Annotated in this window: 10 protein-coding genes and 1 pseudogene; 5 read left to right on the forward strand and 6 right to left on the reverse strand. The window is 60.1% G+C overall.

Annotated elements, in window-relative coordinates; all coding sequences use genetic code 11:
• Positions 1–68 precede the first annotated feature (68 nt).
• Complete coding sequence (locus ACZZZU_RS21350) at positions 69–1,517, forward strand: glyceraldehyde-3-phosphate dehydrogenase (RefSeq protein ID WP_122492512.1); 1,449 nt, start codon at positions 69–71, stop codon at positions 1,515–1,517.
• Positions 1,518–1,898: 381 nt separating this feature from the next.
• Here ACZZZU_RS21350 and ACZZZU_RS21355 read toward each other — a convergent pair whose 3' ends face one another.
• Positions 1,899–3,167 (reverse strand): OprD family porin, encoded by a 1,269-nt coding sequence (locus ACZZZU_RS21355; RefSeq protein WP_463551745.1) that lies wholly within the window; start codon positions 3,165–3,167, stop codon positions 1,899–1,901.
• Between the two features lie 1,614 nt (positions 3,168–4,781).
• Between ACZZZU_RS21355 and ACZZZU_RS21360 the strand changes: the two are divergent.
• Together ACZZZU_RS21360 and ACZZZU_RS21365 are read left to right on the forward strand one after the other, a co-directional pair.
• Positions 4,782–4,982, forward strand: a pseudogene (locus ACZZZU_RS21360) (HAMP domain-containing protein); the annotation flags it as partial.
• A 15-nt stretch (positions 4,983–4,997) separates the two neighbouring features.
• Positions 4,998–5,843, forward strand: coding sequence for a methyl-accepting chemotaxis protein (locus tag ACZZZU_RS21365; protein ID WP_463552171.1), 846 nt, complete (start codon positions 4,998–5,000; stop codon positions 5,841–5,843).
• 110 nt (positions 5,844–5,953) lie between these two features.
• Here ACZZZU_RS21365 and ACZZZU_RS21370 read toward each other — a convergent pair whose 3' ends face one another.
• From ACZZZU_RS21370 to ACZZZU_RS21380, 3 genes are all read right to left on the reverse strand, one after another.
• Positions 5,954–7,144 carry a benzoate/H(+) symporter BenE family transporter gene (locus tag ACZZZU_RS21370; protein ID WP_463551746.1) on the reverse strand — a complete coding sequence of 397 codons (1,191 nt, stop codon included), beginning with the start codon at positions 7,142–7,144 and terminating at the stop codon, positions 5,954–5,956.
• Positions 7,145–7,747, reverse strand: coding sequence for a LysE family translocator (locus ACZZZU_RS21375; RefSeq protein ID WP_463551747.1), 603 nt, complete (start codon positions 7,745–7,747; stop codon positions 7,145–7,147).
• A 95-nt stretch (positions 7,748–7,842) separates the two neighbouring features.
• Entirely contained in the window at positions 7,843–8,289 is a 447-nt protein-coding gene (locus ACZZZU_RS21380; protein ID WP_463536343.1) for a MarR family winged helix-turn-helix transcriptional regulator, read from the reverse strand.
• Between the two features lie 97 nt (positions 8,290–8,386).
• Here ACZZZU_RS21380 and ACZZZU_RS21385 point away from each other — a divergent pair, with 97 nt between their 5' ends.
• Together ACZZZU_RS21385 and ACZZZU_RS21390 are read left to right on the forward strand one after the other, a co-directional pair.
• The gene (locus ACZZZU_RS21385; RefSeq protein WP_463541533.1) at positions 8,387–9,553 is read left to right on the forward strand and encodes an aminotransferase-like domain-containing protein; all 1,167 of its coding nucleotides are present in this window, start codon (positions 8,387–8,389) and stop codon (positions 9,551–9,553) included.
• A 33-nt stretch (positions 9,554–9,586) separates the two neighbouring features.
• A complete protein-coding gene (locus ACZZZU_RS21390; protein ID WP_463551748.1) occupies positions 9,587–10,189 on the forward strand; it encodes a glutathione S-transferase family protein in 603 nt (200 codons plus the stop codon).
• Positions 10,190–10,466: 277 nt separating this feature from the next.
• Here ACZZZU_RS21390 and ACZZZU_RS21395 read toward each other — a convergent pair whose 3' ends face one another.
• The gene (locus tag ACZZZU_RS21395; RefSeq protein WP_463551749.1) at positions 10,467–11,144 is read right to left on the reverse strand and encodes a YceH family protein; all 678 of its coding nucleotides are present in this window, start codon (positions 11,142–11,144) and stop codon (positions 10,467–10,469) included.
• A 182-nt stretch (positions 11,145–11,326) separates the two neighbouring features.
• On the reverse strand, positions 11,327–12,025 hold the full coding sequence (locus ACZZZU_RS21400) for a pirin family protein (RefSeq protein WP_463551750.1): 699 nt from the start codon (positions 12,023–12,025) through the stop codon (positions 11,327–11,329).
• Positions 12,026–12,180 lie beyond the last annotated feature (155 nt).

The raw sequence follows: 12,180 nt of genomic DNA on the forward strand, positions 1-12,180 counted from the left end.
CGGTTGCACAGCCCGTCATAATGTAGCCCGTTTTTTCAGCCCCTACATACTTGTTAAAGGTATTGCCCGTGACTCAGAAGCCTGATCAGTGTCTTGGTGAATGGATTGATCGTGAAGCACTCGCGGAGGCGATGATTCCGCTGATTGGTCAGCTCTACCGCAACAACAACGTGGTGACCTCAATTTACGGTCGCAGCCTGATTAACCGTTCGGTTATCCAGATTCTCAAAGCCCACCGCTTTGCCCGTCACCGCCAGGCTGACGAAAGCGAACTCTCGGTTCACGAGACCTTCGCCGTCCTGAAAGAAATGAGCAGCTTGAAGCTGGGCGCCGCCTCGGTCGACCTCGGCAAGCTCGTGGTCAAATTCAAAGCTGACGGCAACGGCCGCGCCATCGAGCAGTTCGTGCGTGACGAACTGGCCGCCGTGGTTGGCAAGCAAAACGGCACCCCGCGTAAAGGCACCGACGTTGTGCTGTACGGCTTCGGTCGTATCGGTCGTCTGCTGGCACGCATCCTGATCGAGAAAACTGGTGGCGGCGACGGTCTGCGTCTGCGCGCTATCGTTGTGCGCAAAGGCGCCAGCAACGACCTGGTCAAACGCGCCAGCCTGCTGCGTCGCGACTCGGTACACGGTCCGTTCAACGGCACCATCACCGTTGACGAGGAAAACAACACCCTCACCGCCAACGGCAACCTGATCCAGATTATCTACGCCAAAGAGCCGAAAGAAGTCGACTACACCCAGTACGGCATCAGCAATGCGCTGCTGGTCGACAACACCGGTGTATGGCGTGACGCCGAGGGCCTCGGCCAGCACCTGGCCTGCCCTGGCGTTGACCGCGTGGTACTGACCGCGCCGGGCAAAGGCAAACTGAAAAACATCGTGCACGGCATCAACCACGGTGAAATCACCCCGGACGACAAAATCATCTCCGCCGCTTCCTGCACCACCAACGCCATCGTGCCGGTGCTTAAAGCGGTGAATGACAAGTTCGGCATCGTTAACGGCCACGTCGAAACTGTTCACTCGTACACCAACGACCAGAACCTGATCGACAACTTCCACAAGGGCGACCGTCGTGGTCGCAGCGCGCCGTTGAACATGGTGATCACCGAAACCGGTGCTGCCACAGCCGCTGCCAAAGCCCTGCCGGAACTGGCTGGCAAGTTGACCGGCAACGCCATTCGCGTTCCGACCCCGAACGTGTCGATGGCCATCCTCAACCTGAACCTGGAAAAGGCCTCCACCCGCGAAGAAATGAACGAGTACCTGCGCTACGTCGCGCTGCACTCGGATCTGCATCGCCAGATCGACTTCGTTAACTCGCTGGAAGTGGTCTCCACCGACTTCGTTGGCTCGCGTTTCGCCGGTGTGGTCGATGCTGAAGCCACCATCTGCAACGACAACCGCGTTGTGCTGTACGTTTGGTACGACAACGAATTCGGTTACAGCTGCCAGGTAGTGCGCGTAATGGAAGACATGGCCGACGTAAATCCGCCTTCTTTCCCAGCGTGATAATGCGCAGCAGCGCGCGGTAGTTGTTTTACCGCTGCGCTACAGCGAAAAGAAAAGCCCCGACTTGATCGGGGCTTTTTTATGCCCGCCATGCTTTTGTAGGAGCGGCTTTAGCCGCGATGGCGATTTACCGGCCAGCACCGTTTCCAGGAATCGCGACTAAAGTCGCTCCTACAAAAAACGGCGTATTACGGCCCCCCGAAACTCCTGTAGGAGCGGCTTTAGCCGCGATGGCGATTTACCGGCAAGCACCGTTTTCAGGAATCGCGACTAAAGTCGCTCCTACAAAAAAATGCGGGCAATAAAAAAGCCCGTCACGAGGACGGGCCAAAGCGTGTTTTCACACGAGGAGTAAGTCGATGCCAGGCGAAGCCCGACGGGTTACAGCAGCGAAAGCGGGTAGCTGATGAACAGGCGGTTTTCGTCAAATTCGTTGGTGCTGTAGTCGCGGCGGATGCTCGCGTTGCGCCATTTGAAGTTGAGGTTTTTGAACGTGCCGCTCTGCACGGTGTACGCCAGCTCGGATTCACGGCCCCACTCTTTGCCGTCCGTCACAGCGCCGACGTGCACGTTGTCACCGCTGATGTAGCGGTTCATCAGGGTCAGGCCCGGTACGCCAACGGCGGTGAAGTTGAAGTCGTGACGCAGCTGCCAGGATTTTTCCTTAGCGTTGTCGTAGCTGGAGTTGTAGCTGTCGTTCGCCAGGGTGCCGCCGCTGGTGCCGTTGACGCGCATCCAGCCATCGTCGCCGCTGACTTTCTGCAAGCCGACGTAGAAGGTGCTGCCGCCGTATTTGGCCGAGAGCATGGCGAAGCCGGTTTTGTTGTCGAGGTCGCCGGCCAGTTGGCTGCCGTCTTCCTTGCCAATGAAGTAACCCAGGTTCGCGCCCAGGGTGACGTCGCCGACTGGCTGGCTGTGCAGCACGTTGAAGTATTGCTGCTGGTAGATGTCTTCCAGCTCGGCGTACCACACGCCAAACGTGGTGCGTTTTTCGTTGAAGGTGTACTCGCCGCCGCCGAAGTTGAAGCGGTCGGACAGGAAGGCGCCGCGCCCGTTCATGGACATGTCTTCCATGCTTGCATCGTTACGCGGGCTGTTCTGACGGAACTGGCCGCCGTACAAGGTCAGGCCGTCGATTTCCTGGGAAGTCACCTGACCGCCGCGGAAGGTTTGCGGCAGGGAGCGGCCGTCGTCGGAGCGCAGAATCGGCAGCACCGGCATCCACTCGCCGACCTTCAATTCGGTTTTCGAGAGTTTGGCTTTCGCCGCCACGCCCAGGCGACCGAAGTCGTCAGCCGGGCGGCCGTCCTGGTGAATCGGCAGCAGTTGCGAGCCACCGGTGCCTTTGCCGCCGTCGAGTTTCAGCGAGTACAGGCCCAGCACGTCCACGCCAAAGCCAACCGGGCCTGGGGTGTAGCCGGATTTCACATCGAGAATGAAGTTCTGCGTCCACTCTTCGGCCTTGTTCTGCGGATTAGCCGCGTTCGGGTAGGCCGGGTTGGTGAAGTTGCGGTTGAAGTAGGCGTTGCGGAAAGTCAGCGTCGCCTTGGTGTCGTCGATAAAACCTTCAGCCTGTGAAATCAGCGGCAGAGCCATGGCCATGCTGCCGGCGCCCAAGAGGACGAGCGATCGAGTGGTGCGGGTCTTCATTGTTGTTGTGCTCCCATTTTTGAAAAAGCCGTTCCCCTGCGAGCCAAATCTGGCTTGCATCAAAAGGCGGAACCGGTGATGCCCCTGTGTCGAGGCGTTGGGCCTGGCTTGAACGCAGCCGGGCCTATTGCTGCGGACTAACCGTCAGCGAATTCGAAAGGATGGGGGGGCCCGTGAAGGCGAATGAACGACCGGGCCGAAGGCTGGCGCGGTAGGGGACTGGCGAGAGGGCGAGTCGTCATGGCGTGGTCCTGCGATTATTGTTTTTGTTGTTATATGTTGTCGTACAACTGTGTCGGGATTATCGACAGAGGCTGTCGGATTTGTCAACGCACTGTTAGACGAAAGTGCTAGAGCTTTTTATTCGTTAGCTCAGCAACCACGCAGCTCTTGAGGGCGAGGCGCCATCCATCGAAGAGGTCTCGCCGCGCACTTTGTGGCCTCCACGCCTGATCTGCTGTTGTGTGATGTCTGTTCTCGCGGCGCATGCGACGTAATGGGGCAGGGTTTCTAGCCGCCGGGGCGACGCGCGAAGCGGCCTCTGACGTTGACGCCAGTTTTTTGATCTGAAAACGACGTCGACATAGCTATTTGCCATATCTGAGGGTAAAGCCGCTTGTGCTGGGCCTTCGCGCGTCGCAACTTCGCACGAATCTTGAATACACAGACCTGTCGTTGAGCATTCGATATAGGACCGGCGCGATGATTTCGATCTTGCAACGCAGTTTTGCCAACCTGGGCATGGCAAAGAAGCTGGGCAGCGGATTTGGTCTGGTGCTGCTCCTTACCGCCGTGGTGGCGGCCATTGGCGTGACCGCGTTGCAGGCCATCAGCCAGCGCTTCGAAGCGCAAAAGCAGATGTCGGCGATTAACAGCGCGGTGCTGCGCGTGCGCCTGAACGAGCAAGCGTTTTCCATCAGCGGCGATGCCAAGGCCGCCGATGCGCTGCGTAAAGGCGTGGACGACATTCTCGCCGCCACCGCCACGCTCAAAGAACAATCGCCCTCCAGCGCGGCCGCCATGGACGCCGTGGCGCAAGCGTTGGGCACCTACCGCACCTCGTTCGATCAATTCGTCGAATTGGCCCTGGCCAAAGACCTGGCGCTGGAAATGGCCAGTTGGTCAGTCACCAGCGTGGCCAACAATCTGGATTTGCTGCAAGCCGGATTGGCCGACGACGGCGCCTACGAACTCAAAGATTCCCAAGGCCAGAACGGTGCGGAATTTATCGTCCAGGCCGGGCAAGTCAGCCAGGTGTCGCGCCTGATGCTGCAAGCCATGAACGAAGCCCACCTGCGGCTCGCGCAAAGCCGCAAAGCGGCAGAGGGCGAAACCCTCGAAGCAACAAAAATCGCCCAGGCCGATGAAGCCCTGCAATTGGCTGAAACCCTGAAAAGCACCGTGAAAGACTCCGGCTACCTGACGGTGCTTAACGACGTCAGCACCAACATCACCACCTTCAGCGGCAAGCTTGCCGAATACACCGACCTGCTCGGCAAAGAGCGCCAGGTGTACACGCAAATGCGCGAGCGCGCCGAACAGGTGATGGCCGAAGTGGACCAGGCCTACACCGCCCAAGACGCCGCCATGCGCGCCGAGCTCAAGGCCAATTCCATGCTGATTCTGGGCTCCTCGGCGTTGGCGATTCTGGTCGGGCTGTGCGCTTCGTTGCTGATTACCCGTGCCATCGTCAAACCGCTGCAAAGCGTGATTCATGTGGCCACGCGTATTGCCGACGGCGACCTCAGCACCAGAATTGAAGTACGCGGCACCGATGAGGTCGGCCAGTTGATGAGCGCCATGCAGCAGATGTCTGCCAGCCTCAGCAGCATGGTCGGCAGCTTGCAGGCCGGCATCAACCAGATCGCCACCTCGGCGCGCTCGCTGTCGGCCGTCACCGAACAGACCAACGCCGAAGTCGCCAGCCAGAAAGAAGAAACCGAACAAGTGGCCACGGCCATGAACCAGATGACCGCCACCGTGCACGACGTCGCCCGCAATGCCGAAGAGGCCGCTGGCGCCGCCGAAACCGCCGACTCGAAGGTGCTTAACGGGCAGAACGTGGTGCGCCAGACCATGGCGCGCATCGAACAGTTGTCCGCGTCGTCCAGCTCGGCGAGTGACAGTATTCAAAGCCTGAGCAGCGAAATTCAAAACATCGTCTCGGTGCTCAGCGTGATTAAAAGCGTGGCCGAACAAACCAACTTGCTCGCACTCAACGCCGCCATCGAAGCGGCGCGCGCGGGTGAGCAGGGCAGAGGGTTTGCGGTGGTCGCCGATGAAGTGCGCGCCTTGGCCAAACGCACGCAACAGTCCACCGAAGAAATCGAACGGCTGGTCAGCGCCTTGCAGAAAGGCGCGCAGAGTTCGGTCAGCCAGATTCAAAGCAGCACGGCGTTGGTTCAGCTCACCGTCAGCGACGCCCTGGAAACCGAAAGCGCCTTGGGCAGCATCGCGGCGGCGGTGTCAGTGATTCACCAAATGAACCAGCAAATTGCCGCGGCAGCGGAAGAGCAAAGCTCCGTGGCTGAAGAGATCAACCGCAGCGTCACCAACATCCGCAGCAGCGCCGATCAATCGTCCATGGCCATGGAAGGCACGGCTGCGTCGAGTATTGAATTGGCGAGTTTGAGCAATGAATTGCAGGGGATGGTGGAGCATTTCAGGTTGGCGTGAGTTTGCGTAGACATTGAAGAGCATCGCGGCTAATCGGAATGCCGCCCAGCCGCTCCCACAGGAACGCAAAAACCTGTGGGAGCGGCTTCAGCCGCGATGCTTTTAAAGCCTCAGCCCTTACGCCAATTCAAAATCAGCAAGGTCAAAACCCCCGCCACAATCCCCCAGAACGCCGACCCAATCGAAAACAAACTCAAGCCCGAGGCGGTGACCATAAAGGTGATCAGTGCGGCCTCACGTTCTTTCGGCTCGGCCATGGCGTTGGTCAAACCGTTGATGATCGAGCCGAACAAGGCCAGCGCGGCAATCGACAGCACCAACTCTTTCGGCAGTGCAGCAAACAGCGCCGCCAGCGTGGCGCCGAAGACCCCGGCGAATCCGTAAAACACGCCGCACCACATGGCCGCCGTGTAGCGCTTGCTCGGATCTTCGTGGGCATGTGGCCCGGTGCAAATGGCGGCGCTGATGGCGGCCAGGTTGATGCCGTGGGAGCCAAACGGCGCCAGCAGCAGCGAGGCGATTCCGGTGACGCTGATCAGCGGCGAGGCCGGCACGGTGTAACCGTCGGCACGCAGCACGGCGATGCCCGGCATGTTCTGCGAGGTCATGGCCACCACGAACAGCGGAATGCCGATGCTGATGGTGGCGGCCAGGGAAAAGCTCGGCGTGGTCCACACCGGCACCGCCACCTGCAAATGAAAGCCGCTGAAATCCAGCAAGCCCATGCCGCCGGCCAACGCCGTTCCGACCACCAACGCAGCGAGCACGGCGTAGCGCGGCTGGGCGCGTTTAACCAGCAAATAGGTGAACAGCATCGCCAGCACCAAGCCTGTGCGGTGCTGCGCGGCAACGAATATTTCGCTGCCAATCTTGAACAGAATCCCCGCCAATAACGCCGCCGCCAACGAGCCGGGCAAGCGCTTGACCAGTCGTTCGAAACTGCCCGTAAGCCCGCAAATAATCACCAGCACCGCGCAGGTGATATAGGCGCCGATGGCCTCGCCGTAACTCACGTGGCCCAGGCTGGTGATGAGGAGCGCGGCGCCCGGCGTCGACCAGGCCACGGTGATCGGCGTGCGATAACGCAGCGACAAACCGATGCTGCAAACCGCCATGCCGATGGACAGCGCCCAGATCCACGACGAGATTTGTGCCGTGGTCAGCCCGGCCGCCTGACCGGCCTGAAACATCAACACCAACGAGCTGGTGTAGCCGGTCATCATCGCGATGAAACCGGCGACCACGGCCGATGGCGAACTGTCGGCCAGCGGGCGGAGCGGTTGGGTAGAAGCGGTGTCCATTCACACGTCCTTGAAGATGGGATAGAGCGAGGCGACCAGCAACAGCGCCATGGTGATATTGAAAAAGCGTAGCGCGCCGGGGTTGCGCAACCAGTTGCGCAGCAGGCTGCCAGCAGCGGTCCACACGCTCATGGTCGGGCAGTTGACCAAGGCGAACACGCCTGCGATCAGCAGCACGTTAACGACGAAATTTTGTTGCGGCACGAAGGTGGTAATGGCGCCGACGGCCATGATCCAGGCCTTGGGATTGATCCACTGAAACGCCACCGCCTGGGCAAAACTGAACGGCTTGCCGCGCTCATCGCCATTCGCTTCCGGCGCGCCGGAGCGGGCGATTTTCCAGGCCAGGTAAAGCAGATACAAGGCGCCGACGTAGCGCAGAATCACGTACAGCATGGGCACTTGTTCGAACACCTGACCCAGGCCAAAACCCACCGCCAACACCAATGACATGAGCCCGACGCTGATACCCAGCATGTGCGGCACCGTACGACGAATACCGAAATTGACCCCCGAGGCGAGCAGCATGGTGTTGTTCGGCCCGGGCGTCACGGACGTGACAAAGGCGAAGGCGATAAAGGCAATTAGCAGCTCGAGGCTCATGGCATTCCACTCCAAAACGAGCGTCCAGCCTACGGGCGGCGGGGGTTGCCGTCCCGATACAGCAATTGGCGCAAATGGCCGTACAGATCGGCCGCCTATTGCTCGACCGCTGCGCCCTGAGCCAAGGCCTGGTTCACGGCAAACCAACCCTTGACCGCGTCCTCGCCGGTTTCATCAAACGCACGGCGCAACAGCTTCACTTGTTCACGACGCAGGGCGCCTTCCAGCTTGCTGCCTTCGGGCGTGAGAAAGAGCAGGCGTTTGCGTTTGTCGTCGGTGGCGGCGTCGCTGTGCACCAGGTCCATTTCGAGCAACTGGCGCAGGGGAATATTCAGCGCTTGCTTGCTCACACCCAACACCGCCAGCAGCTCTTTCATGCTCATGCCGGGGCTGCGCGCAATGAAAAACAGAATGCGCTGGTGCACGCGGCTCAAGCCCCGGCGCGCGAGCATTTCATCGGCCTTGGCGGTGAATGCCTGGTAGCCGAAAAAAAACGCTTCCATGGCATTTTGCTGAGTGGTTGAGTTTTTAAGGTCAAGCATATTGACGTTGTTATCCGTATCGTCGTAGTTTCGGTTTAGCCGATTTCGGTCAATCAGTTTGACTTATTTTTCCCTGCCTTTGCTACCGGTGACTTGTATGGCCTTCTCCGAACGTATCAGCCGTCTTAAAAGCTCTTTAATCCGCGAAATTCTGGCGGCTGCGCAACGTCCGGAAGTGATGTCCTTCGCCGGTGGTTTGCCCGCCGAACCCATGCTGCCGAAAGTGGAATGGGCCGACATGCCGTTGAGCATGGGCCAATACGGCATGAGCGAAGGTGAGCCGGCGCTGCGTGAAGCCATCGCCGCCGATGCCCGGGCGCTGGGCATCGCCTGCGACGCGAGCCAGGTGCTGATCGTCAGCGGCTCGCAACAAACCCTCGACCTGGCCTCGAAACTGTTTATCGACCCGGGCACCGAAATTCTGCTCGAAGCGCCGACGTACCTCGCCGCGCTGCAATCCTTTCAACTGTTCGGCGCCGACTGCCTGAGCGTTCCCCAGGAAGCCGACGGCCCGCAGCTCGACGCCTTGCGCAAGCGCCTGGAACAGCACACGCCAGCGTTCGCCTATTTGATTCCGACCTTCCAGAACCCATCGGCCGTGCGCTACAGCGAAGCCAAGCGCGACGCCGTGGCCGCGTTGCTTGATGAGTTCGGCGTGACCCTGATTGAAGACGAACCCTACCGCGAGCTGGTGTTCGACGCCGGCAGCGCCACGCCGATTGTCAGCCGCCTGAAAAAGGCCAGTTGGATCTACACCGGCACCGTGTCGAAAACCCTGTTGCCGGGCCTGCGCGTCGGCTTCTTGATCGCCACGCCGGACCTGTTCCCGCACCTGTTGCGCCTGAAACAATCCGCCGACTTGCACACCAACCGCGTCGGCCAATGGCAAGCGCTGCAATGGCTGGGCACGGAGAAATACAAGTCGCACCTGGCCGAGCTGCGTGACTTCTACCGCGTGCGCCGCGACGCCATGCAAGTGGCGCTGGAAGAACATTTTGCCGACCTCGCCGAATGGAACGTGCCGCAAGGCGGCCTGTTCTTCTGGCTGACCCTCAAACAACCGCTGGACACCCGCACGCTGCTCGACGCGGCGCTGAAAGAAAACGTGGCGTTTATGCCGGGCGAACCTTTCTTCGCCCAGCCGGAAGACAACCCCGGTTACTTGCGCTTGAATTTCAGCCACATTTCGCCGGATCGGTTGGGCGAAGGGCTGTCGCGCCTGGCTAACGTCATCCGCCAGGCGCAGTTGGAACAAGCGGCTTAACACCTCACCGAACAGGCACTACAGGAGGTTGCTATGTACAAGGTTTACGGCGATTACCTCTCCGGCAACTGCTACAAGGTCAAATTGATGCTGCACCTGCTCGGCAAAGAGTCGAAGTGGGTGCCGGTGGACATTCTCAAGGGCGAAACCCAGACCCCGGAATTTCTCGCCATGAACCCCAACGGCAAGATTCCCGTGCTGCAATTTGAAGACGGCACGTGCTTGTGGGAGTCCAACGCGATTCTGAATTTCCTCGCCGACGGCAGCGAATTCCTGCCCACCGAACCGCGCCTGCGCACACAAGTGCTGCAGTGGCAGTTTTTCGAGCAGTACAGCCATGAGCCGTACATCGCCGTGGCGCGGTTTATCAAGCTGTACCAAGGATTGCCCGAAGAGCGCCGCGCCGAATATGAATCGACCCGCAAGGGCGGATACAAGGCGCTGAAGGTGATGGAGCAGCAACTGAAGCTGACTCATTATCTGGTGGGCGATCATTACTCCATCGCCGATATCGCGCTGTACGCCTACACCCACGTGGCCCATGAAGGCGGCTTCGACCTGGAACCGTACCCGGCGGTGCGCGCCTGGTTGGAGCGGGTGGCGAGCCATCCGAAGCATGTTGGGATGTTGGATTGATTGAGGTTTGCTAGATAAAAAAACCGGCCTAGTGCCGGTTTTTTTATGTGCGGGATAAGTCAGCATCAACGGCCCCTCAACCCAACCCTCTCCCGCAAGCGGGCGAGGGAGCCGACCGAGTGAGTCGCCGCGACCCAATCCCGTTCGCTGTCCCGCATGCTGGCGGGAGGCTGACCGAATTATTCGCCGCGACCCAGTTCTGTTCCCCTCTCCCGCTTGCGGGAGAGGGGCTAGGGGTGAGGGCCGGCCTCTACTCGGGCCATCAAGAAACGCGCAATCACCCGTTAGCCTGCTCCAACGCCGCCAACCGCGCCTCCAACTGCGCCACACGCTCTTCCAACTCATCAATGCGCGACTGCGAGGGCGCCGCCCCTTCGCTGCGTTCACTGCGCCCACTGCTGGCAATCGCCGCCGCCAATTCCTCAGGGCTGGCGAGCAAATGCATATACCGGTCTTCCCGCTGCCCCGCCTGACGCGGAACGTGTACCGCCAAGCCACGGCTGGCGAGGCGTTCCAGCTGGTGCTGCAACGCTTCCACATCGTCAAAGTTGTGCATGCGCGAGCTGCGGGTGAGCAGTTCATTCAGCGTTTGCGGCCCGCGCAGTAGCAGCAGACTCAACAAAATCACCTGGGCCGGCACCAGCTCCAGTGCTTTGTCGGCTCGGTGTTCCCAACGATCCGCGCGACTGCCCATCACCAGCCGCGCCATGCCGCGCCCTTCAAGCGCACGCAACGCTTGGGCGACCTGGCCCTGGGTCAGGTTCATCACCGGCTCGCGGCTGGTTTTTTGGTTACACGCCAGCACCACTGCGTTGAGCGTGAGCGGGTAGGTTTCGGGCGTGGTGGCTTGCTTCTCGACCAGGCAACCGAGCACGCGGGCTTCGGTGGCAGTGAGTGGTTCTACGGCGGGGGCGGGGTTGACCGTTTCCTGGCTTGCTTCGATGTCTTGGCTCATGGCGGCAGCTCCGGCGCAAATGGAGCCGTAGCCTAGCGTGAGATGGGCGCGGCTGCACTCTTGAGCGCAACGAGGAAAGTCTTTTGCACGAATCGAGGCTGAAGCCTCTCCTACAGAAAGCGGGCGAGGGGACAAAAAAAAGCAGCCCGAAGGCTGCTTCTTTTACTGCGCGAGGCTGGGAATCAGGCCACATCCACCAGGATGATTTCGGCATCTTCCACGGCATTGAAGACCAACACCTCTTCACCGCTGACCGCCACGCCGTCGCGGGCGTTGGCTTGCACGCCGTTGACGCTGATCACACCGCTGGCCGCTACCAGATACGCCTTGCGATGGGTGCCAAGGCGGTATTCGGTTTGCTGACCGGCCTTCAGTGTCGCCGCACTCAAGCGGGCGTCGGCACGGATGTGCAGCGCTTCGCCGTCGTCTTTGTCACCGCTGGCCAGGGTCACGAATGCACCGGCGCGTTCGCCTTTAGGAAACGGCTTGGCGCCCCACGACGGTGGCGAGTTGAACTCGGTGGGCTGAATCCAGATCTGGAAGATCTTGGTGGTTTCATCCTCAAGGTTGTACTCGCTGTGGGCGATGCCCGTGCCCGCACTCATTACCTGCACATCACCGGCTTCGGTGCGGCCTTTGTTGCCCAGGTTGTCCTGGTGAGTAATGGCACCTTCACGTACGTAGGTGATGATTTCCATGTCCCGGTGCGCGTGACGGGGGAAGCCGCTTTGCGGAGCGATTTCATCGTCGTTCCACACGCGCAATTGGCCCCAGTTCATCCGGCTCGGATCGTAATACTCGGCAAACGAGAAGTGATGGCGAGCGTTCAGCCAGCCATGGTTGGCACCACCCATCTGCTCAAAAGGTCGACGTTCGATCATGACTTGTGTCCTCCGTTGGTTAGCCAGGTGGCGCTCGTTGGGTCTGGTCTGTGCTGCAAAGCGCAAGTCAGACGGTGGGATGCCGCTGGTGTTGGGTGCCATGATCTATCGGTTTGATATGACTGAATAGCGCAATTTTCGCCCTTGAATTATCG

Source organism: Pseudomonas sp. AC136 (assembly GCF_979258585.1).